The organism is Pararhizobium sp. LjRoot255, assembly GCF_964252905.1.
Lineage (GTDB): Bacteria > Pseudomonadota > Alphaproteobacteria > Rhizobiales > Rhizobiaceae > Pararhizobium.
Genome location: NZ_CAXUPQ020000001.1, coordinates 3,148,778 through 3,171,005, shown reverse-complemented (window position 1 = coordinate 3,171,005; position 22,228 = coordinate 3,148,778). Strand labels below are relative to the sequence as shown.

General features: G+C 61.5%; 19 protein-coding genes and 1 other RNA gene. 6 read left to right on the top strand and 14 right to left on the bottom strand.

What is annotated here, in order from left to right; genetic code table 11:
• Positions 1 to 15: 15 nt before the first annotated feature.
• From ACSQ2W_RS15210 to ACSQ2W_RS15175, 8 genes are all read right to left on the bottom strand, one after another.
• Complete coding sequence (locus ACSQ2W_RS15210) at positions 16 to 1,548, bottom strand: DegQ family serine endoprotease (protein ID WP_436087000.1); 1,533 nt, start codon at positions 1,546 to 1,548, stop codon at positions 16 to 18.
• A 214-nt stretch (positions 1,549 to 1,762) separates the two neighbouring features.
• Positions 1,763 to 2,149 carry an ACT domain-containing protein gene (locus ACSQ2W_RS15205; RefSeq protein WP_436080899.1) on the bottom strand — a complete coding sequence of 129 codons (387 nt, stop codon included), beginning with the start codon at positions 2,147 to 2,149 and terminating at the stop codon, positions 1,763 to 1,765.
• 3 nt (positions 2,150 to 2,152) lie between these two features.
• Complete coding sequence (locus ACSQ2W_RS15200; protein WP_018324324.1) at positions 2,153 to 2,338, bottom strand: DUF2065 domain-containing protein; 186 nt, start codon at positions 2,336 to 2,338, stop codon at positions 2,153 to 2,155.
• Positions 2,339 to 2,346: 8 nt separating this feature from the next.
• The gene (hflC, locus tag ACSQ2W_RS15195; protein ID WP_436086999.1) at positions 2,347 to 3,264 is read right to left on the bottom strand and encodes a protease modulator HflC; all 918 of its coding nucleotides are present in this window, start codon (positions 3,262 to 3,264) and stop codon (positions 2,347 to 2,349) included.
• On the bottom strand, positions 3,264 to 4,370 hold the full coding sequence (gene hflK / locus ACSQ2W_RS15190; RefSeq protein WP_436086998.1) for an FtsH protease activity modulator HflK: 1,107 nt from the start codon (positions 4,368 to 4,370) through the stop codon (positions 3,264 to 3,266). Before hflK ends, hflC begins: the two co-directional genes overlap by 1 nt.
• 219 nt (positions 4,371 to 4,589) lie before the next feature.
• A complete protein-coding gene (locus ACSQ2W_RS15185) occupies positions 4,590 to 5,273 on the bottom strand; it encodes a dihydrofolate reductase (RefSeq protein ID WP_436086997.1) in 684 nt (227 codons plus the stop codon).
• Between the two features lie 160 nt (positions 5,274 to 5,433).
• Positions 5,434 to 6,039 (bottom strand): glutathione S-transferase family protein, encoded by a 606-nt coding sequence (locus ACSQ2W_RS15180; RefSeq protein WP_436086996.1) that lies wholly within the window; start codon positions 6,037 to 6,039, stop codon positions 5,434 to 5,436.
• Between the two features lie 59 nt (positions 6,040 to 6,098).
• Positions 6,099 to 6,893, bottom strand: a complete 795-nt coding sequence (locus tag ACSQ2W_RS15175) for a thymidylate synthase (RefSeq protein WP_436086995.1) — start codon at positions 6,891 to 6,893, stop codon at positions 6,099 to 6,101.
• Between the two features lie 287 nt (positions 6,894 to 7,180).
• Here ACSQ2W_RS15175 and ssrA point away from each other — a divergent pair.
• From ssrA to ACSQ2W_RS15155, 4 genes are all read left to right on the top strand, one after another.
• Positions 7,181 to 7,547, top strand: a transfer-messenger RNA (tmRNA) gene (gene ssrA, locus ACSQ2W_RS15170).
• Positions 7,548 to 7,670: 123 nt separating this feature from the next.
• On the top strand, positions 7,671 to 8,189 hold the full coding sequence (locus ACSQ2W_RS15165) for an SspB family protein (protein WP_436086994.1): 519 nt from the start codon (positions 7,671 to 7,673) through the stop codon (positions 8,187 to 8,189).
• Positions 8,190 to 8,214: 25 nt separating this feature from the next.
• Positions 8,215 to 8,421 carry a DUF4169 family protein gene (locus tag ACSQ2W_RS15160; protein WP_436086993.1) on the top strand — a complete coding sequence of 69 codons (207 nt, stop codon included), beginning with the start codon at positions 8,215 to 8,217 and terminating at the stop codon, positions 8,419 to 8,421.
• A 103-nt stretch (positions 8,422 to 8,524) separates the two neighbouring features.
• Positions 8,525 to 8,755: a ribbon-helix-helix domain-containing protein gene (locus ACSQ2W_RS15155; protein WP_436086992.1), complete on the top strand. Its 231-nt coding sequence runs from the start codon at positions 8,525 to 8,527 to the stop codon at positions 8,753 to 8,755.
• A gap of 159 nt (positions 8,756 to 8,914) precedes the next feature.
• Here ACSQ2W_RS15155 and ACSQ2W_RS15150 read toward each other — a convergent pair whose 3' ends face one another.
• From ACSQ2W_RS15150 to ACSQ2W_RS15135, 4 genes are all read right to left on the bottom strand, one after another.
• Positions 8,915 to 12,724, bottom strand: coding sequence for an AsmA family protein (locus ACSQ2W_RS15150; protein WP_436086991.1), 3,810 nt, complete (start codon positions 12,722 to 12,724; stop codon positions 8,915 to 8,917).
• Positions 12,725 to 12,818: 94 nt separating this feature from the next.
• Positions 12,819 to 14,228: an FAD-binding oxidoreductase gene (locus tag ACSQ2W_RS15145; protein WP_436086990.1), complete on the bottom strand. Its 1,410-nt coding sequence runs from the start codon at positions 14,226 to 14,228 to the stop codon at positions 12,819 to 12,821.
• Between the two features lie 447 nt (positions 14,229 to 14,675).
• Positions 14,676 to 15,677 (bottom strand): NADP-dependent oxidoreductase, encoded by a 1,002-nt coding sequence (locus ACSQ2W_RS15140; RefSeq protein ID WP_436086989.1) that lies wholly within the window; start codon positions 15,675 to 15,677, stop codon positions 14,676 to 14,678.
• Between the two features lie 39 nt (positions 15,678 to 15,716).
• On the bottom strand, positions 15,717 to 16,532 hold the full coding sequence (locus ACSQ2W_RS15135; protein ID WP_436086988.1) for an oxidoreductase: 816 nt from the start codon (positions 16,530 to 16,532) through the stop codon (positions 15,717 to 15,719).
• 88 nt (positions 16,533 to 16,620) lie between these two features.
• Here ACSQ2W_RS15135 and ACSQ2W_RS15130 point away from each other — a divergent pair, with 88 nt between their 5' ends.
• A complete protein-coding gene (locus tag ACSQ2W_RS15130; RefSeq protein WP_436080885.1) occupies positions 16,621 to 17,052 on the top strand; it encodes a winged helix-turn-helix transcriptional regulator in 432 nt (143 codons plus the stop codon).
• A 201-nt stretch (positions 17,053 to 17,253) separates the two neighbouring features.
• Here the strand turns inward: ACSQ2W_RS15130 and ACSQ2W_RS15125 are convergent, their stop codons facing one another.
• Both ACSQ2W_RS15125 and ACSQ2W_RS15120 read right to left on the bottom strand, forming a co-directional pair.
• Positions 17,254 to 20,394: an efflux RND transporter permease subunit gene (locus ACSQ2W_RS15125; RefSeq protein ID WP_436086987.1), complete on the bottom strand. Its 3,141-nt coding sequence runs from the start codon at positions 20,392 to 20,394 to the stop codon at positions 17,254 to 17,256.
• A complete protein-coding gene (locus ACSQ2W_RS15120) occupies positions 20,391 to 21,599 on the bottom strand; it encodes an efflux RND transporter periplasmic adaptor subunit (protein ID WP_436086986.1) in 1,209 nt (402 codons plus the stop codon). Before ACSQ2W_RS15120 ends, ACSQ2W_RS15125 begins: the two co-directional genes overlap by 4 nt.
• Positions 21,600 to 21,782: 183 nt before the next feature.
• Between ACSQ2W_RS15120 and ACSQ2W_RS15115 the strand changes: the two genes are divergently transcribed.
• Complete coding sequence (locus ACSQ2W_RS15115; protein WP_436086985.1) at positions 21,783 to 22,193, top strand: carboxymuconolactone decarboxylase family protein; 411 nt, start codon at positions 21,783 to 21,785, stop codon at positions 22,191 to 22,193.
• Positions 22,194 to 22,228 lie beyond the last annotated feature (35 nt).

Below are 22,228 nucleotides of genomic sequence, written 5' to 3'. Positions count from 1 at the left end.
CGACGAATGAGACAGCTACTCCATCCGCACGGTGACGAACCGCAGTTCGCCCGTCTTGTTGGCAATCATCAAGAGCGCATTGCGGCGGCCGTCGGCCTTCAGTTCCTCGACCCGCGCCGATACGTCATCCGGCGTCTTCATCGCCTCCTGGCCGATTTCGACGATCACGTCGCCCGCCGCGATCCGCCGTTCGGCCGCCGCCGACTGCGGCTGGACCTCGGCAATGACGACACCCTCGACATCCTCTGAAATGCCATAGGTCTTGCGGCTTTCCGCGTCGAGAACGGCGAGCTTCATGCCGAGCACGATGTCGGACGCCGGCAGGTCCGCCGCCGGCGGCTCAGCCTGGTCGGTTCCTTCCTGGGTTTGCGGGTCCTGGTCCGCCTCGGCCCCTGCGAGGTTTTCTCCATCCTCAAGACGGCCGAGCGTCACCTTGACGGTCATCTCCTTGCCGTCGCGAATGATAACGACATCGACGGCCTTGCCGACCGGGCTTTCGGCGACAGCACGCGGCAGGTCGCGCATTTCGACGACATCGCGTCCATCGAACTTGACGATCACGTCACCCGTCTTGATCTGGCCGCCATCGACCGGTCCGCCCTTGATGATACCGGCAATGAGAGCTCCTTTCGGGCTCTGCATCTTCAGGCTTTCGGCAATTTCGTCCGTCACCGGCTGAATACGTACGCCGAGCCAGCCCCGGTGGGTTTCGCCGAATTCTTTGAGTTGGTTGATGATGTTCTGCGCCAGTTCCGTCGGCACGGAAAACCCGATGCCGATCGAGCCGCCGCTTGGCGAAATGATCGCCGTGTTGATACCGATCACCTCGCCCTTCATGTTGAACAGCGGACCGCCGGAATTGCCCTTGTTGATGGCCGCGTCCGTCTGGATGAAGTTGTCATACGGCCCGGCATTGATGTTGCGGCCGCGCGCCGAGATGATCCCGACCGTCACCGTTCCGCCAAGCCCGAATGGATTGCCGATCGCCATCACCCAGTCGCCGATGCGCATCTGGCGGGAATCGCCGAACGGAACGGCGGTCAGCGGCCTCTTCGGCTCCACCTTCAGAAGCGCGAGGTCGGTCTTCGTGTCGGTACCGATCAGCTTCGCCTTGAGCTTGGTGCCATCGGCGAAATTGACCTCGATGTCGTCTGCGCCCTCGATCACATGGTTGTTGGTGACGATGAAGCCGGTGGGGTCGATGACGAAGCCGGAGCCGAGCGAGTTGACGGTGCGCTGACGGTTGCCGCCCTCGCCACCCTGGCCCTTGAAGAACTCATCGAAGAAATCCTGGAAGGGCGAGCCTTCCGGCACCTGCGGCATCGGCGCCTGGTCGTCGGTCTTCACATTCTGCGAAGTCGATATGTTGACGACGGCATCGAGCAGCCCGGCAGCGAGGTCGGCGACCGATTCCGGACCGTGCTGTGCCACGGGCGCCTTCGTCTGTGGTTCGGCGAACGAAGGCAGCGACACAGAATTCATCATGAGCGCGGCGCTTGCCGCCAGCGTCGCGGTGCGGAGGAAGGAAGCGCGGATGGACAAACCCATGGGGTCCTCTCGATTAGGGGTGGCACGCCGGAGAAAGACGGACCGACAGGAGGTTGTCCGTCATGCCGGCGCGTGTGGCAGCTGCGGGATCGCATCTCCACCAGCCTTCCACCGCACAATGTGGCCTAAATTCTGTCTGAAGATAAGGCCGATTTGGGACGCGTCCAGTCATCTTTTCGTTAGCGCGGAAAAGCCTGGTCGGCCGCGGACCCGCTCAGGTCGTGATCTCGTGGCCATGCGCCTTCAACGCCGCCACGGCCTTGTCGAGGTCCGAACCCATGATGAAGACATAGTCGGTGCTGAAGGTCGAATTGGCGAAGATGCCGACACCTGCCTCTGACAGCGGGTTGAGCACGGAGGCGAGCACGCCCGGGACATCGAAGCTGAAATGCTGCTCGATGCGCAGACAGCGCCAGCCGCCGGATGACTGGACGCCGGGGGGAATGCGCGCAGCCCGGCAGACCAGCGTCATCTCCTCGCGCGAACTCGATACTGTCCAGAACCCCGGCCCCATCAACCATTCCGGCAATGGCGTCCCGATGTTGAGCCTTGTGATCGCATATTCGGCGTCCACCAGGCGGATCAGCAGTTTATGGGTCATTTTCTATCCTCGAACCATCCAGACAAGCGCCACGCCGATGGCAACGGAGACAAGTCCGAACAGCCGCAACTGTTGCTCCGGAATATGGGGCAATCGTTTCGCCATTTCCACCAAAACCAAAGGGGCCAGTGCGTACACCAGCCCCTCGATGATCAGGAAAAATGCAATTCCCGTCAGAAAATCACTCATTGCGCTGATCAGTTTCCTGTCGCGGGCTGGGTGGCGGATGGAACAGCAGCCCCTTCCGAGCTATTGAAATAGCGGAAGAACTCCGAGTCCGGCGACAGGACAAGCATCGTATCCGGGCTGCCGATCGCCGTGCCGTAGGCCGCCATCGAGCGATAGAACTCGAAGAACTGCGGATCGCGGGAAAAGGCATCGGCAAAGACGGCGGTTCGCTCGGCTTCGCCCTGACCGCGCAGGATTTCCGAATCGCGCTGCGCTTCGGCGACGAACTCGACCACCTGGCGGTCGGCAACCGCGCGGCGCGTCTGGCCCTTCTCGTTACCGCGGGCGCGGATCAGTTCGGCTTCCGCCAGACGCTCGGCCTTCATCCGCTCGAAAGTCTGCTGCGAGACTTCCTGCGTCAGATCGGTGCGGCGGATACGGACGTCTTCGATGTTGAGGCCAAGCGATTCGGCGTCAGTCTTCAGGTCGGTGCGCACTTCGCGCATCATCGATGCCCGCTCTTCGGAAAGTGCGGATTCAAAGCCGCGAAGACCGTAGACCCGGCGCAACGAAGCGTCGAGGCGGGTGCGCAGCCGCGATTCCGCCGATTCCCGGTCGCCGGAAACCGTTTCGCGGAAGCGCTGCGCGTCATAGATCTTGTAGACCACGAAGGCATCGACTTCATAGAACTTGCCGCCGGAGACCTGAACGCGGATGTTGTCGAGATCGAAGCGCAGCGCCTGCCTCTCGACATATTGCACGCGGTCGGCATCCATGAAGCCAAAGGGAAGCTTGAAGTAGAGGCCCGGCTCGCTCTTGACGTCCTTGATCTCGCCGAAACGAACGACGATCGCCTGCTGGCGCTGGTTGACGATGAAGACAGAGGAATAGGCCGTCATCAGGACAAGCGCGAGAGCGATCAGAATATAAGGGAGACGGTTGTTCATTACTGGGCCCCTCCCGACTGCGCGGGCTTGCCGATTTCATTGAGCGGGAGATAGGGCAAGACGCCCTGCCCGTTCTTCTCGTCGAGAATGACCTTCTTCGACTTGCCGAGAACGCTCTGCATGGTTTCGAGATAGAGGCGCTTGCGCGTCACATCGGGCGCCTTGGCGTAGGCGTCGTAAACCGAGATGAAGCGCTGCGCCTCACCTTGCGCTTCCTTGACGACACGGCCCTTGTAGGCCGCCGCCTCTTCCCGGATCTGTGCGGCCTGACCGCGCGCCTTGCCGAGCACCTGGTTGGAATACTGGTTGGCCTCTTCGACAAACCGGTCTTCGTCTTGTTCGGCACGCTGCACTTCGTCGAAGGCATCGGCCACCTCGCGCGGCGGTGCTGCGTCTTCGATGGCAACCGTGTTGACGGAAATGCCGGCGCCGTAGGCATCCATCGTCGCCTGGATGGTCGTCTTGACGTCGGCCGCGATCGCCTGGCGATTATCGCGGAAGATGTCCTGCGCCGGACGGCGGCCGACGACTTCGCGCATGGCGCTTTCAGCAACCCGCTGCAGTGTCTCTGCCGGGTTCTCGACGTTGAAGAGATAGGCCTTCGGGTCGGTCACGGAAAACAGCACGGAAAACTGCACGTTGACGATGTTCTGGTCGCCGGAGAGCATCAGGCCGGCCGACGACTGGCTCGCCAGGCTGGACTTGCTGCCGATATTCTGCTGCTGCTCGGTGATCTTGACCAGTTCGACCTTTTCAAGCGGCCAGAAATGGTAGTGCAGGCCCGGCATGGAAATTTCGTCCTTGGGCTTGCCGAACCGCATTTCGACGCCGCGCTCGTCGGGCTGGACGGTGTAGATCGAATTGATCAGCACGAAACCGACGATGAGAAGGCCGATGATGGCGGCAACGCCACCGTTGAAACCGCCCGGAACAACATTTTTCAGCTGATCCTGTCCCCGGCGGAAGATTTCCTCCAGGTCCGGCGGGCCGCCATTGCCGCGGCCACCGCCGCGCGGGCGGTTCGGCCCCTGGCCCCAGGGACCCTTATTTCCGCCGCCGCCGCCCCAAGGACCGCCGCCGCCGCCGTTCTGATTGCTCCAGGGCATTCATACCTCTTCCACGAAAAAAATTCCAGGATCGACACCCTGCGGACACGCCGCTGGCCGTGATGTGACCCCCTTATAGGTATCTCCAGAACGGCTTTCAACGCAGCGCATCCAACTTCACCGTAAATCCGGCAAAATAGTTGAACACAATAGCTGTTTTCGTTCGTAACCTCGTGCGCGTCAAGAAAGGATGGCTCAACACGGACAGCCGCAGAGTCTTCAAAGATTCTGGATGAAGCTCAGTTGGGCCGTTTCGATGTCCGCCTCTGCCTGTTTGTCAACGGCCTCGTATTTCGCCCACTTACTTTCAAAGAGGGGATCACGGTTCAGAAATTCCGTCAGCATACGGTCGCGGTGAAAAGGCTTACGTCTGAGAAGATAAGATATTCGGAATGAATAGTCATCAATGGGGGACTTTGGAAATTCTCTTTCAAATTTATAATACCATTCGTCAGAATTAAAATCGAAGTCGAATTTTGCGTCGCCATTTATAGGCCCGCTATTTACGTCGGTGAGAAATATTCTGTTAATATAGCGGTGGAATAAGCTATATATTTTATCACCACCTATAATAAAAAATTGTTTCTTATCCATAGATATTGAATAAAAATCCGCCAAAAGCAGTGCCGTTTCTGGATTTTTGGCCCATTTAACATTATTAGTATCTTCAATTTCACTCCGCGACAGGACGATATTCACCCTGTTTGGCAAAGGCCGGCCCAATGAGTCGAAGGTTTTTCTACCCATAATAATCGCATGGCCTTGGGTAAGCGATTTGAAGTTCTTCAAATCAGTGCCCAAATGCCAAGGGAGCTGATTGTCTACCCCGATAATTCTATCAGGATAGCTTCTAGCCACAACCGAGGTTGCGGAGGGCATCTTCACACGCGGTTTACTCGACACGACGACAGACCTTTTCCATGTCACGGACACAATCAACTGATCGCGTCAGCCAGCGTCTATTGTCAAAGATGTGACCTCAAAACAACCTCGTTCTGCGAGCAGGCGCAACGAACTCACATTATACATGTTCGTCGAAGGCAACCCAAATACGGCGTCCGGCTCAGTCATGAAATCCGTCCGGCTTGCTGTCGATCTCGCGGGCGCGCGCAAGCGCCGGCCGTGATGTCAATGTCTGCACGTAGCGATCGACGCTGGCGCTTTCCGGCAAAAGCGTGCGCATCCAGGCGAGCGCACCACCTAGCATGAGGTCAGCGCCGCTGATCCGCTCGCCAAGCAGGTAGGACTGCTTGTCAAGCGTCGCGACCACGTACGCACACATATCCTGGTAGCCTTTCGCAAGCTCCGGACTGGTCTGCGTCAGGCCGCTGATGAAGGCGCTCCCTACCGGTTCGATCACACCGGCGTAGTAGGCAAGCCAGGACAGATAGGCGCCCCGCTCGGGGTGACCCTGCGGCCGCCCCATCTCGGAATCCGGATAGAGCTCCGTCAGGTACTGCGTGATCGCCGTCGATTCCGTGACCAACGACCCGTTATGCAGAAGGGCGGGAACCTGCTTGTGCGGATGCGGATTGTTGTCGTCCGGCCCGCCCGAACCGTCCCAGCGGCGGATCGAGACGTAGCGGACGTCGTATTCCGCCCCGAGTTCCTCCAGCAGCCACAGGATTCGGCCCGAGCGCGACATGGGCGCATGGATCAATGTCAGCATGTGGTCCTCCCGACCGTTCCGCCGCCGGCGACGTTGTCAGCGCGCCACGCTTGTCTGCATCACACCGCAACCGGCGCCTTGATATGCGCATCGGCCTCATAGCCGGTTAGCTCGAAGTCTTCGAATTTAAAGGAAAATAGATCCTTTACATCCGGGTTCAAGTGCATCTTCGGCAAAGGCTTGGGCGTTCGGGTCAACTGCTCGCGGACCTGGTCGAAGTGGTTTTGGTAGATGTGTGCATCCCCGAGCGTATGGACGAAATCGCCGGGTTGAAGGTCGCAAACCTGCGCCACCATCAGGGTCAACAGCGCATAGGAGGCGATGTTGAATGGTACGCCGAGGAAGATATCTCCCGAGCGTTGATAGAGCTGGCAGGACAGTTTTCCGTCCGAAACGTAGAACTGGAACAGGCAGTGACAGGGCGGCAGCGCCATTTCGTCCACCAGCGCCGGGTTCCAGGCGGAGACGATATGACGGCGGGAGTTCGGGTTCTTCTTCAGGCCCTCGACGAGGGTGGCGATCTGGTCGAGATGGCGGCCGTCATGGGTCGGCCAGGATCGCCACTGGTAGCCGTAGACGGGCCCGAGGTCGCCGTTCTCGTCGGCCCATTCATCCCAGATATTGACGCCGTTTTGCTTGAGATAGGCGATGTTGGTATCGCCCTGCAGGAACCAGAGAAGTTCGTGGATGATCGACCTCAGATGCAGCTTCTTGGTCGTCAGGACCGGAAGGCCCTCGGACAGATCAAAGCGCATCTGGTAACCGAACACGGAGCGCGTACCGGTTCCCGTCCGGTCGCCGCGGTCGGAGCCGGTGTCCATCACATGACGCAAAAGATCGAGATACTGCTTCATTGGGTCCGCCGCCGATTCGTTTCGCGCTAAAATAGGCGCAAGTCGCCGGCGAACCAATCGGTAAATCCCGGGTTTCCCCAGGGTGCGATCGGAGCGCCACGAGCTCGCCGAGGTGTTTTGCCGCCAGATAGTAGCCAGATAGTGGCCAGATAGTAGCCAGATCGTAGAACGTCGCGCACCATCTTCCTTTATGGAAGACATGCAGCAGGCGTTTTTTCACGCCGAACGCTTGCCGCGAAGGCCAACTGCAGGGTCAGGCGCAGGGATACAGTGAATTTTCCCGCAAACCCCTTTTCTTGGGACCGTTTACGACCTATATGTGAGGTGCCGTCTTCGGGCGGCTATGGCGATAAACAGGCGGTGAAATAAACCTATTGGACCCGGGGGCGGTACCCGGCGCCTCCACCAAAAACCGGTCGAACATGACGTGCGGACCGGCTTTTGATGGGGGCGAAATAGGATCGACAAGGGTGTAAAGATCGACTTTTCGCTCGGCATTGTACCACCGTTATCGGGCTAAAATTGTAGTTGCAAACGACAACTATGCGGAAGCTCGTCTCGCTGCTTAATCGCGGTGTGACACTTCAAATCAAGTCCTAAGGGGTCGCACTCTTAGGCGGGGTCCGAAGGCACCTGGCAACAGAAGCCTTCACCTTCTCCCCTGCCTTGAAATGGTCTATAGATGATGCAACTGACTCGTATGCGAGGACTTTCCTGCTACGAGAGCAGACGGCATAGAGTGTGACAGAGTTGAGTTACAAGAAAGACGGGGATCTTATGGGCCAAGACCATATCCGCTACGACATTCTCGCGCAGGACGCGCTTCGCAGCGTCATTCGCAAGGTCTTGACCGAAGTCGCAGCCACAGGTCACCTTCCCGGCGATCACCATTTCTTCATCACCTTCCTCACCGGCGCGCCGGGCGTGCGCATCTCCCAGCACCTCAAGGCCAAGTATGCCGAGCAGATGACGATCGTCGTCCAGCACCAGTTCTGGGACCTGAAGGTCTCGGAAACCCAGTTCGAGATCGGCCTCTCCTTCTCCGATACGCCGGAAAAGCTGGTCATCCCGTTCAACGCCATCCGCGGCTTCTACGACCCTTCCGTCAACTTCGAGCTCGAATTTGACGTTGCCGCCGCCGAGGAAGACGAAGGCGCCGAAATCACCGCCTATCCGATCACGCAGTCGGACAAGGCGGGTGACTCCGAGACCGATGCCGCGGCAAAGTCCGGCGAAGACGGCAAGAAGGAGAGCGGCTCGGTGATCTCGCTCGATTCCTTCCGCAAGAAGAACTGAATCCACTCCTCAAGACAGGTTCCCCATGACCGGCGACGTCGTCAATCTCCGTCAATTCCGCAAGCAGAAGGCGCGGACGGAAAAGGACAAGCACGCTGAGCAGAACCGCATTTCCTTCGGCCGGACAAAGGCTGAGAAGCAGCTCACCACCGCGCTGAACGACAAGGCTGGCAAGGCACACGAACAGGGCCGGCGCGAAAAGACGTCGGACGAAAGCGACGACCGGTCTTAGCCGCCCTTGGCACCGATCGTCATTTTCACGCCAGATCAACGGGTTAAAGAGCCTACCAGAATCAAATTCCAAACGACCTGAATCATTTTCTGAGGCACAATCGTTGATCCGCAAGCATTCCGCGACCCTGCATGGCCATCGCACCAGCTTCTCGCTGGAAGAGCCATTCTGGCTGGAATTGAAGACAATCGCCGACGCCCGGAAAATCGCGTTTGCGCAACTGATCGCCGAGATCGACGACGCACGCCTCGCCGACAGCAACCTCTCCTCGGCGCTCAGGGTCTACGTGCTGAACTGGATCAAGACCCACGGACACTATACCGAGGATCGATGACCCTCGGCATGCGGCCTGCCGAGCCGGAACTCGACGCCGCTTGCCATTCAACCGCACAATGTCGTGCCCTTGGTGATGGGCGGCCGCTGCCAGCGGGTCATCTATCGTCGCCGACCGGCAAAGGCGCGCCGCCGCATCAGGCTGATCACCGCTACAGTCCTACTGCGCCGTAACACCCGGCAGCGTATTGAAATCAAGTCCCGGCTGCGGCGTCTGGACCGTTGGCTGCTCATCGGCAGGCTGCCCGGTCGTGCCGCCATCCTGCGGCGCAGCCAGCGCGCCGCCGCGCAACACGCCCCCGGTCGGATCGAACGGCAGAAGGTTCTTCTGTTCCTCGGCCTTGCGCGCAGCCTCTGCCGCCGCCCTGGCCGTAGCGGCCTCCTCTGCCGCCTTCTTCTCGGTAAGCGCCCTTGCCTCGGCTTCCGCCTTCTGCCGCGCTGCCGCTTCCACGGCAAGTTGGCGCCGCCGCTCTTCTTCGATGGCCCGCAGCCGCGCCGCCTCGCGCTCGGCGGCATTGGCCTTGTAGAGTGCCACTTCCCGTCTGAGCCGCTGTTTTTCCAAGACGTTCGCCTGCAGCATCTCGACACGGCGCCGTTCCCGCTCGAAGGCCCTGAGCGACAGGAAATTCGACAGGCCGGTGGCATCGAGCGTCATGCCGGGTGACTTGAGCAGGCCGGCATAGTCCAGCGTCACCTGCGCCTCGGCGCCGGTCAGCGCCTCCTCGCCCGGATTGAAATCGACGGTCAAGCCCGCCTTCATCCGCTCGTCCGGAAAGCTGATTTCCGCATCGGCGGAAAGACCGGCAGCAGCATCGCCCGCCGTCACGTTCTGCGCCCGCAGGGTGCCCCCGGCAATGTTGAAGGGCACAGTCACCGCGCCAAGCGCCGCCTGCCCGGTCAGCACATTCTTCTCGGCAATGGGCTTGATGACATCCGCCGTGATCTCCCCCTCCAGCCGATCGGCAACCGCCATGATATCCGGCAGCGCCGCCGTATTCAGCCCGTGAACGACCGTATCCCGAAGCGTCGCCGTACCGGATCCGCTGGCCGATTCGGCCATGGCCCGCGCCGTCTTGCCGGAGGCCTCCATGGCAATCGTCAGATCGGCCTTGCCCTCGGCCACCGCCGCCCCGCCCGCTTTCCAGGCGGCTGCGGCCAGGTCCGCATCCTTGAGGTCAAGCCGCGTCTGGAAAAAGCCGGAGCCGTCGCCATTGCCGAGCAACAGGCGGCCCTCGACCTTGCCGCCGAGCCAATTGCCGGCGAGCGTGTCGAACGCGATCTGGTCGCCCTTCCAGACAAGCTTGCCGGTCAGGTCGGAGACGGCTCCGTATATACCCGGCCAGAACCGCTTGGCTGAAAAATCGAGAGCGACGTCGAGCCCGTTCCATGCCGGCTGCACGACGGGCGACATCGACAGATCGCCGCTCGTCGTATCCTGAACGGGTCCGATGATGCCCTCGCCGATCCAGGCAAGATCAAGCGTATCGAGTGCAATCTGCCCCGCCACCTTGCCCGGTGTCCTGCGATCGATGGCGATGGTCCCGGAAAAGGCGTTGCTGTCAGCCTTGCCCTCGATTGCCGAGAGCGTCACCGCTTCCGGCGTCGTCGCGATATCGGCCATCAAAGCGAGCGGCAGCCCCGTTCCCATCTCCGGCAGGCCAATGCCCTGCAACAGCAAAAACGGCTCGAAATCCCGGCTTTCCAGCGTCACCTTCGACTGCCCGGACAGGAAATTCTCGCGCGACAGGTCGATATCGCCATTGGCGGTCAAGGACGTCTGCTCGGTGGTAAAGGTCAGCGAGCCGTTGGCCTTCTGGCCGTCCGTGCCCTGCAGCTTGACCGAGAAAATCGCATTCTTATCGACGTCGAACGGCAGCGGATCAAAGCCGACCTGGCCGAGCAGCACCGGCGTCGAAGGGTTCTCCATCGTTGCCTCCAAGAGGATGCCTTGGCCCGTCAGCGCCTGCGCCACATTCGGCGCCTGATAGTTGGCGGCAATCTTCGTGCCATTCGCAGTACCGATAATGCCGAAGGTTACCGGCGCCTTGCCGTCCTGGCCGCCGGAGGTCACGGTCACGTCGAGAGCCGTGTCCGTGTAGTAGGGCCCGCTCTTAACCAGCCGCTCCAGCGCCGGGTGGGCCACCGCATGACGCTCGAGCATCTTCAGGAACGGCGTCAGATCGGGCGAGGCAAGCTTCATCTTGGCCGAAACCACGGGTGTCGACAGGTCGCCGCTCATGCGGCCTGACAAGGCTAGTTGTGTTCCGGCGATATTGCCGATCGAGACGCGCTCGGCCTGCAGCTGGCCGTTTTTCAGGGTCGCCACCAGTTGCACGTCGCTCGCATCCTCGTCGAAAGCGGAGAAATGCTCGGCCGAAAGATCGGCGGCGATCGTGTGCGACAGCACCGTTTCGTTCGATGCGTCGCCCGCCACCAGCCCAGCCAGTGCCTGCAGCGCTTCCAGGTCGATACGGTTGCCCTTGAGCTGCAGCGACAGGTTCGGCGGAACGCCATCGAGAGCCTGCCGCTCGATCCGGCCGCGCAGGACGGCCGGCCCGGCCGCGACTTCGAGGCGCTCGAACTGTTGCAGCGTGTCGGTCAGGTTGACGGTGGCCGAAAAACCGGCGGTCTTCAGCTTGCGGATAGACGGATCGACCGAGCCGGCAACCCAGGCCGCAAGGCCCGACGGTTGGTTGGAGGCGATGAGCATTTCGCCTCGGAAGGCGCGCTGGCCGCTCAGCTGCAGCCTGCCCTTGGCCTCGAACTGCGTGCGGCCGGGCAGCTGCGCCACCGCGTTGTCAACCATCCAGCCGGCCCCGTCTGGTCTGAGGTCAAGGCGGACATCGCGCACCGTCGTATCGCCGATCACGATCGCCGGCAGCTTCAAACTCGCCCGGCCGGGCACCTGCGGGATCGGGATATCCGCCGCGATCGCCATCATCGCAGCCAGCCTCTGGCGAACAGAGATTGCCGGGTCGCGACCGGTCTTGCCCGCCTCGCCGGTATTGCCGATGCGGCTGACATCGATCTGCTGGCCATCGGCCAGAAGCAGGAATTCCTGCTCTTTGCCGGTATCGAGCGTCGCCTCGCCGGTCACCAGATAGGGATCGTCCTTCGGGCCGATTTCGAGCCGGTATTCGGGCACGCGGATGCGCTCGTTGGTGAGCTCGAAACCGCCCGTCACCCGCAGGGCGCCGGATTGATCGGACACCGGCTGCGCCTCGGCGGGCTTGTTTTCGGTCAGCGTGAACTTGCCTTGATAGACCGGCTTGAAGTCGACGATCTTCAGGTCGCCGTCCAGTTCCACGCCAAACGGGCGCTTGTCCGGGGTCAATCGAGCCCGCATGCCAAGCGTTCCGGCTCCATCGTCGGCCTCGCTGCTGGAAAAGGCGAAGCTGCCGGCTTCCCCGTCCAGCGCCGCGCGGCCTTCCATCTTCCATGGACCTGCAAGCGAACGGGCCGAGAGATCGGCCTCGAGCCCGGTGATCCGCCGGATCCGCCCAGTCTGCTCGTCGATGAAGTCGATCTGGCCACCCGTGATCGCAACGTTTTCGAGGATTACGATCTTGGCCGGAATGGAGGCCTTGCGCCCGCGCGCCCAGTCAAGCGTACCATCCGGCAGGAGCCGTACCTTCGCCTTCGGCTGTTCCAGCCGCATGTCGAAGATCAGCGCTTCGCCGGAAAGGAAAGGCGCGAGCTCTGCATCCATCGAGAAATGCGCGACCTGGATCAGCGGCTCGCCGCTCTCGGACTGGCCGACGCGGACATCATTGAGGGTGACCGACGGGAATGGGATCAGCCGCGCATCAACGCTGCCGTGCACAACCACGGGCTTGCCCATGATCCGGCTCGCCTCGCGCTCGAAATCCTTGCGAAAATCGGTCCAGTCCACGAACAGTGGCGCAATCAGCGCGGCAAATAGAGCCACGACCAGAAGACCACCGACGAAAACCAGAATTCGCGAAAGCACCAGTTGAAAGTCCTAACCCGTTTGCTGCGGACGATGGCGCCCTTCGGCGCGCATCCTGTCATCGATAATTGGTATTAACACCGCTTCAGGCTTTTCACATGGCAAAAATCTTGCCGGGATTGAAGATGTTGCCCGGATCGAGCGCCCGCTTCACCTGCCGCATCAGATCGAGCGCGTCGCCAAGCTCAGCCTCGAGGAACGGCATCTTGCCCTGTCCGATGCCGTGCTCGCCGGTGCACGTGCCATCCATCGCCAGCGCCCGCGCGTTGAGGCGGGCGACAAAGGCCTCCGCCTTCGCAATGTCGGCTTCGTCCTTGTCGTCGAACAGCAGGCCAACATGAAAGTTCCCGTCTCCCGCATGCCCGACGATCGGGGCGATCAGGCCATTGGCGAGAATATCCTCCTGCGTCGCCTCGACGCAATCGGCGAGCCGCGAGATCGGCACGCAGACGTCGGTCGAGAGTATAGCCAGCCCGGGCGCCAGGCTCTTCTGTGCCCAATAGGCATTGTGCCGCGCCTTCCACAGTGCGTTGCGCTCCTCGGTATTGGCCGTCCAGAGGAATTCGGGACTGCCGAATTCGGCGGCGATCTCGCCGAATTGCTTCGATTGCAGCGCCACGCTCTCCGCACTGCCGTGAAACTCGACGAACAGCGTCGGCATTTCAGGGAAGGACAATCCGGAATAGGCGTTGCTCGCCCGCATCTGCACGGCGTCCAGAAGCTCGATCCGCGCCACCGGAATGCCCGACTGGATGGTCAGGATCACCGTGTTGCAGGCGTCGCCGACAGAAGGAAACGAGCAGACGCCGCCGGCGATCACCTCCGGGATGCCCTGCAGCCTGAGCGTGATCGAGGTGAGGATGCCAAGCGTGCCCTCGGCACCCACGAAAAGACGGGTGAGATCATAGCCCGCCGACGACTTCCTCGCCCGGTGCGCGGTGCGGATTTCCTTTCCGCGCGCCGTCACTGCGGTCACGGCGAGCACATTGTCCTTCATCGTGCCGTAGCGCACCGCATTGGTGCCGGAGGCCCGCGTCGAGGCCATGCCGCCGATCGAGGCATTGGCGCCCGGATCGATGGGGAAGAACAGGCCCGTGTCGCGCAGATAGATGTTCAGCGCCTCGCGCGTGATGCCCGGCTGGACGGTGCAATCGAAATCGCTGGCATTGACTTCGAGCACCTTGTCCATGCGGCTCATATCAACGCTGATGCCGCCATGCGGCGCATTGATATGACCTTCAAGCGACGAGCCCGTGCCGAAGGCGATCAACGGAACGCCATGCTCGCTGGCGATCGAAACGATCGCCTCGACCTCGGCCGCACTCTCCGGAAAGACGACGCCATCGGGCAATTGCGCCGGGATATAGGTCGTCGCGTGGGCATGCTGCGCACGGATGGCTTCACCGGTCTGGAAACGCGCTCCGAACCGTTCGCTCATCAGCCGCACGGCCGTTGCTATGCCGGTTTCGTTGCGGCTGCCCGCCTTGATTGCCTTCAACGCCATGCCTTCCTCCCGAACCGCCGCCGCACGTCGCGGAAATTCTTAGATTTCAACGCGCTACTGTGCAAATCGGAATCATTTTGTCCAGAACCTCGTCCTCAACCACACAGGTTTAGCATGGAATTGCGCCGAAGTGAGACAGTCGGGACACAGGGGGAGAAAGAGCCTGGAATCAGGCCTCGTCAATCTGAGCCGGAAGATGACGGCTACCGCCGTCCATATGCAGCGGCCTTCGCAATCCGCTGCCATGACCGAATATACTGCCACTTGTGACCTTACGATCATCCACCCGCGGAATACCGCGCGACATTGGAAATGTGCAGCTTTATTTCGGCGTATTTGCGCGCGGATAACGGCATTAAATCACTCATTGCAGTGCCTCCTTGCTCTGCAATTGGTTCAATCCGTCGCTCCAGGTGGCAATGCCTTTGGCCCCTTGCCCCCCAGGCGTTACTTCACTGCGACGACGACCTTCCCCTTCGCGCGACCCGTTTCGACATAGTCCAGTGCCTCGTTGGTCCTCGCGAAGGGGAAGACCCGGTCCATCACCGGGCTTATGTCACCCGCCTCGATCAGGGAGGTGATCTTTCCGAGCTGCCCACCATTCGCTGTCATGAAGAGAAATGAATAGCTGATCGCTAGGCGTTTCGATTTTCTCCTGATGCCAGAGCTCAGCAGGCGCATGACCTGTTGAAGCAGCCACCCCGAGCCGTTCTGCCTCGCAAAGTCCGGATCGGGCGGACCGGAAATCGAGATCAGCTTTCCGCCCGGCTTCAGCACGCCAAGAGATTTCTCCAGCGTGTCCTTGCCGAGGCTGTTCAGCACGACGTCGTAGCCCTGCAGCACTTTCTCGAAGTCATCCTTCTTGTAATCGACCACGACGTCTGCGCCGAGATCTTTCACAAGAGCGATATTGGCCGTGCTCGTGGTCGTCGCCACATATGCCCCGAGATGCTTGGCAAGCTGGATCGCGATCACGCCCACGCCGCCCGATCCGGCATAGATCAGGACCTTCTGCCCCTTCTGCACGTTGGCCCGCTCGACAAGCGCCTGCCATGCCGTCAGGGCGACAAGCGGAATGGATGCGGCCTCTTCCATGGTCAGATTGTTGGGCTTCATTGCTACATCGGCCTCGTCCATGGCGATATACTCTGCGAATGTCCCGATGCGATCCTGGGCCGGACGTGCATAGACCTCGTCGCCGGGCTTGAATTGCCGGACCTTGGCCCCGACCCGGACGACGGTGCCCGCGACATCGTTGCCCAGCACCAGGGGAAGGCGATAGGGCAGGATCAGCTTGAACTCTCCGTCCCTGATCTTGCTATCCAAGGGGTTCACTCCGGCGGCATGAATCTCCACCATGACGTCGTTGTCCTTCAACTCCGGCACAGGACTTTCGCCGAGCCGCAGAGCGCCGCCTTTCGCATAGCGATCGATCAGGAATGATTTCATCGGATCAACTTTCGTTTCTGTGGTGAGCCAGCAGTGCCGTCAGGCCGGCAAGCGGAACTGCTTGCGCAAGCTCTTGTCGAATATCTCTGCGGGGGCAAACCGGCGCAGTAGGCTGATTTGCTGCGCTGCCTTGCCAGCGGTATAGCGCCGCCGCGGACGGGCATCGGTCGCGGCCTTGACGACCACATCGGCCACCACATCCGGCAGATCGGCTTTAGGCATCACATCGCGAAGGAGCGCGTCGACGTCAGCTCGAGCGCGATCATATTCATTCAATATGGAATCCGGCTTGATCCCATTCTGGTCGAAGACAGTACGGACAAACGCCGGCTCGATAACTGAGACGCGAATATTGAAGGCACGAACCTCGTGATCCAGTGATTCCGAATAGCCCTCGATTGCGTGTTTGGCCGCTGAATAATGAGCCGCATACGGCGCAGGTATGAGGCCCAAGACCGAGCCGATGTTGATGATGCGCCCTTTGCCGCGCCGCCGCATCGACGGCAACACCGCATTGGTCATGCGGATGACGCCGAACAGATTGACGTCGAACAGGGCTTGCACCTGTGCGACCGAGGATTCCTCGGCGCCCCCTAAGAGGCCGAGACCGGCATTGTTGACCAGAAGATCGATCCGCCCCGCGCGGCTTAGAACCTCGTCGACGACGCTCTGCACGGATGCGTCATCGATCACGTCGCAGACCAGCATCGTGATCCCATCCGCGGTGTCTGGCATCGGCTTTCGGCTGGTACCGAAGACACGGTAGCCATCGCGCCGCAGCGCCTGTGACGTCACCAGCCCGATGCCGGAGGAAGCCCCCGTGACCAGGGCAACGCCGCGTTCTGTCTTGCTCATCTCTTCCGCTTTCATTTTGTCGTGGAACATCGATGAACAATCAGTTACTATCAATTTAATAGCAAGTCACTACTAAAAAGATATGGACATGAAGAATCTTTCGAATCAGCCCTGCCTGATCGCCCGCAGCCTGGCGCTTGTGGGGGACGCATGGAGCATGCTGATCATGCGCGACGCCCATGCGGGGCTGACCCGCTTCGATGATTTTCGCAAGAGCCTCGGTATCGCGCCGACGATGCTGACGGGGCGGCTTTCAGGCCTGACCGAGGAGGGACTGCTGGAGAAACGCCGCTATTCCGACCGTCCGCCACGGGACGAATATGTGCTGACGGAAGCCGGCCGCGACTTTCTGCCGGTTCTGTTTGCGATTGGCGCGTGGGGACGCAAGCATCGCGGCGGGGGCAAGGTGACCCGGTTCTTCGACGCCGAGACCGGAACGGAGATCGATCCCGTCACCATCGACCGCGCGACCGGCGCCCCGGTCGGAACACGTCCCATTCGCATCGCAGCTCCCGAATGAGCCGCTCACGGCAGCTGAAGCAGTGAATGGTCGACGATTGCGACTGGCTCCCTCTTCTCCCCGGCGGGGAGAAGTGCCGAGCGTATGCGAGGCGATGAGGGGGTCTCGGAGATTTCGGTGCCAGCCTCATCCGGCGCTTCGCGCCACCAAGCGGCAAATCCCTATGCAATTGCCTGCCGGAAGGCGGCCCGGAGGAGCCCTTTATTCCGCAGCTTCAGCCAATTGCAGCGCTTCGGCCTGTTCCAGCTCGCGGTGCAGCCGCCGTTCTTCATCGACATGCGGCTTGGTAAACCGGGCGATGACCAGATAGGCGACCGGCGTCAGATACAGCGTGACGACCGTTGCAAGCCCGAGGCCGCCGACCAGCACCCCACCGAGCGCGATGCGGGCCTCGGCGCCGGCGCCGCTTGCCAGCACCAGCGGCAGGGCGCCGACGATGGTGGCGATCATCGTCATCATCACTGGCCTGAGCCGAATATTCGCCGCGTTCTCGATGGCCGAGCGCAGATCTTCGCCGCGGTCGCGCAGCTGGTTGGCAAACTCGACGATCAGGATGCCGTTCTTTGCCATGATGCCGACCAGGAGCACCAGGCCGATCTGGCTGTAGATGTTCAGCGTGTTACCGGTCATCACCATGGCAAAGACGGCGCAGGCAAGGCCGAGCGGCACGGTCGACATGATGATCAGACCGCTGACCAGGCTTTCGAACTGTGCGGCCAGCACCAGGAAGATGATGACGAGCGCAAAGCCGAAGGTGATGAACATGCCGTTGGCGTTCTCGTCGAGCGTCGCTGCCTCCGCAAGCGGCACCACGCGTGATCCCGGCGGCAAGAGCGGAGCGGCCATCTGCTCGACCATCGACAGGGCGTCGCCGAGCGCGAGGCTGGATGTCAGGCCGGCGGAGAGCGAGACGGAGCGCAGTTGCGATTCGCGCGCCAATTGCGGCGCAACCGCCTTTTCCTCGACGGTCGCAATCGACGACATCGGCACGATCTTGCCGTCGCCGGTCTTCAGGAAGATGTTCTGCAGGTCGGTCGGATCATTGACCGGGTTGGTCGTCGACAGGAGCTTGACCGGATAGGCCTCGCCCTCGACATAGACATCGAGCACGCTGTTGCCGTCGAGCATCGCCTGCAGCGCCGACGACAGGCCCTTGATATCGATGCCGAGATCGGATGCCCTTTCGCGGTCGATGGTCACCGAAAGCTGCGCCTGGTTCTCCTCGTAGTTCAGGCGGACGTTTTCGAAACGGCCGCTGTCTTCCATCTGCCGCACCAGTTTTGCAGCCGCAACGCCGAGTTTGCCGTAGTCGTTGCCGACCAGCGCCACCTGCAGCCCATTGCCGGCGCCACGGATGCCGAGGCTGTTCGGCTGGATCGGGAAGACGCGGATCGACGGGATATTCGCCGTCATTTTGGTGATGTCGGCGGAAATCTCCTGCTGGGTACGCTCGCGGTCGCCCCAGGGCGCCAGCGTCAGCACCATGAAGCCGCTGTTGACCGATCCGCCCTGTCCGGAAATGGAGAAGATATTGGCGATTTCGCCGCTGTCGGCGAGCGGTTTCAGTCCCTCCTCGACGCGCCGCATCTGCGCCTGCGTGTATTCCAGTGAAACGCCCTGCGGCGCCTGCATCCGCAGCATGATGCGGGCGCGGTCTTCCGTCGGCGTCAGCTCCGACTTCAGCAGCGTGAAGGCGCCGGCGCCCGCCGCCGTCACCATCACTGCCACCATGAAGACGATCAGCGGTGAGTTGAGACAGGCCCGCAGCGTTCGCCGGTAGAAACCGGCCGCAAAAATGCCGATCCTGGCCATGAAGCCGGTGTGACCATGCTCCTCGCCATGCGGTTTCAGCATGCGCGAGGCCAGCATCGGGCAGAGTGTCAGCGACACGAAGGCCGAGAGCAGGATGGCGAAAGCCAAAACGAAACCGAACTCGCGGAACAGACCGCCCGTCTGTCCCGGCAGGAACGACAGCGGCACGAAGACCGCCACAAGCGTTGCCGTCGTGGCAATGACCGCGAAGAACACTTCGAGCGTACCAAGCACGGCCGCCGCCCGCGGCCCCATGCCCTCACCGCGCCGCCGTACGATGTTTTCGAGCACGACGATGGCGTCATCCACCACCAGCCCCGTCGCCAGCACGATCGCCAGCAGCGTCAGGATGTTGATCGAGAAACCGGCGATATAGATCGCCGCACAGGTGCCGACCAGGGCGATCGGCATGGTCAGCGTCGGGATGAGCGTCGCCCGCCAATCGAGCAGGAAGAGATAGATGACGATGGTGACGATGATCACGGAGGCGGCGAGTGCAATCTCCACCTCGTGAATGGCGCCGTCGATGAACACGGCATCGTCGCTGGTGACCTTGAGCTGCGTACCCTCGGGCAATATCTCGTCGATCGTTGCCACCGCCTTCTTCACGCCCTCGGAAATATCGAGCGTGTTCGACTGCGCCTGCCGGATGATGCCGAGCCCGATGCCCTGACGCCCGTCAGACCTCAGCGACGACGTGCCTATATCGGGGCCGAGCGTCACCGTCGCGATGTCACCAAGCCGCACATTGTCGCCGAGGATCAGGTTCTCGAATTCCTCCGGTGTCTGCAGGCCCGCAGTGGCGCGCACCGAAATGTCCTGGTCGGCGCTGGTCAGCGATCCCGCCGGCACATCGAGCGAGGCAGTTGCCAGCGCGTCGCGCAGGTTGGCGACGGTCAGTCCGCGCGAGGCGAGCTTCGACTGGTTGACGTCGATGCGGAAGATCTTCTCCTGGTCGCCGTTGATCTGCACGTCGGCAACGCCCTCGACGGCGGCGAGCCGATCGGTGATCTCATTTTCGGCAAGCAGCGTCAGGTCTTCCATCGACAGCGTATCGGACGTCAGCGCCAGCCTGAGGATCGGCTGGCTGTCGGCGTCGGCCTTGACGATGCGCGGCTCGTCAGCATCCTCGGGCAGTTGGTTCGCCACCCGGCCGAGCGCGTCGCGGATATCATTGGAGGCCTGGCCGATATCGGTCGTATCGGAAAATTGCAGCGTGACGCGGCTTTGGGCATATTGCGAGGTCGAGGAAATATCCTTGATGCCCTGGACGCGCGAGACGGCGCCCTCGATCACCGAGGTCAGCTCGCGGTCCACCGTCTCCGGCGAAGCCCCGTCGAAGGTCGTGTTGACCGACACCACCGGCTGATCCACCTGGGGCAACTCGCGGATCTCGATGCCGTTCAAGGCCGCGAGACCTGCGACAATGATCAGCGTGTTGACCACCAGCGCGAAAATCGGGCGGCGAATGAACAATGCGGTAAAACCGGCCGTGCGCCCTGCTTCGTGATGGTCGCCTGCCCCGCTCATTTCGTGGCCTCCGCTTCGGAGACCTTCCGTTCCTGATCGCCCTGTTGCGGCTTCTGTTGCCGCGGCTTCTCGTCGCTCGCCACACGCACGGCGCCGCCGTCACGCAGGCGCTGCACGCCTTCCATCACCACGGCATCGCCCTTGGCAAGCTCCGCCTCGACCAGCACCTTGTCGGAATTGCGCTGGATGATCTTCACCGGAATCTTCTGCGACTTTTCCTGATCGACGCGCCAGACATAGGAGCCGTCGGCGCTCCACTGGATCGCCAGCGGATTGACCGTCGGATACTGGTCGCCGGGGAAACGGACCGAAACGGAGAAGGACATGCCGGCCCTGAGCGTATCGTTGGGATTATCGATCCGCGCCCTGACCCTCAGCGTCCGGCTTGCCTGGTCGATGCGGTTGTCGATGGCGTGAATGGCACCGGAAAACTCCGAGCCCGGCAGGGCGATGGCCGACGCAGTGACCGCCTGTCCGACGGAGATCTTCGTTGAGAACCGCTCGGGCGCCCAGAAATCGACGAGGACCTGCGAGCGGTCGTCAACGACGGCGACCGGCGTCGAGGTCGTGACGTAGTCTCCCGGATTGACGGTGATGATGCCGACGACGCCGCCCGACGGCGCGACGATGTCGCGGCGTTTGAGATCGAGTTCGGCCGTCTGCAGGGCGAGTTCGGCGGCCTGCATGGCGAATTCCGCCTCGCGCAATACGGCAACAGAGACGGCATTGCCGAGCCTGCGGTTACGCTCGACCTTTTCGCGGGCACTGTCGACGGCGACTTTGGCCTGGGCCGCCGCAATCTTCTGCTCGTCGCTGTCGAGCCGGGCGATCACCTGGCCCTTCTCGATCTGATCGCCGGATTTGGCGAGAATCTCGGTCAAATTGCCGGTCGCCTGCGGCGTGACGGCAACCGAGACGATGGCCTCGCCATTGCCGATCGCGTTCAGCCTGTCGTTGACGACGGCGCTATCCACCGGCTGCGTGACAACGAGCGGCGCACCGCCGCCTTGCCCGCGCCGGCCGGAATCTTGGCCTTGTCCCTGGCCGCCCACCCCATCCGCCGGCTTTGCGGCAAAAACCAGCAACTGCCCGGGCACGCCCGCCTTGGCAAGCATCGCGCCGGCGCCCGGCACGAAGCGGACCCAGATACCCAGGCCCACCGCAAGAATGATCAGACTGATCGACAGCTGCTTCCAAAGCCGCATCAAGGAACTCCATTGAAATCCACGGCTCCCGGCCACAGCGGCGCGCGGGGTCCATCAACAACGCCAACTATCCCCTTTTGCCGCAGCCCGGGCAATGCCAGAATACCATCATTACGCACTTGTAATGAAAGCCATTTTCGGTCCAGAGCGGCCGCTTTCAATCAAACGAAGCCCGGAGGCCCCATGAGCACCATCGCCAAAAATCAGAACCCGGAAGCCAATTCCCGCGTCAAGGCGGTGTTCGACGACATCCGCGCCACTCGCAGGTCGGATTTCATCAACAATATGTGGCACTACCTCGCCTTCGATCCCGGCCTGCTCGAAGATACCTGGGCCGAGGTCAAGGCGGTGATGGCAACGCCGTCGGCGCTCGATCCGCTGACCAAGGAAATGCTCTATGTCGCCGTCTCGGTCACCAATGGCTGCGGCTACTGCGCCCATTCCCATACGGCAGCTGCGAAGGCCAAGGGCATGACCGCCGAAATGCACGCCGATCTCCTGCGCGTCATTTCGCTCGCCGCCAAGACCAACCAGCTGGCAACCGCGCTGCAGGTTCCCGTCGATCCCGTCTTCGATGCCGATCATCGGCCCTGATCGCGGCACAAAAGCGGTTGCCGGCGCAAAGAAGC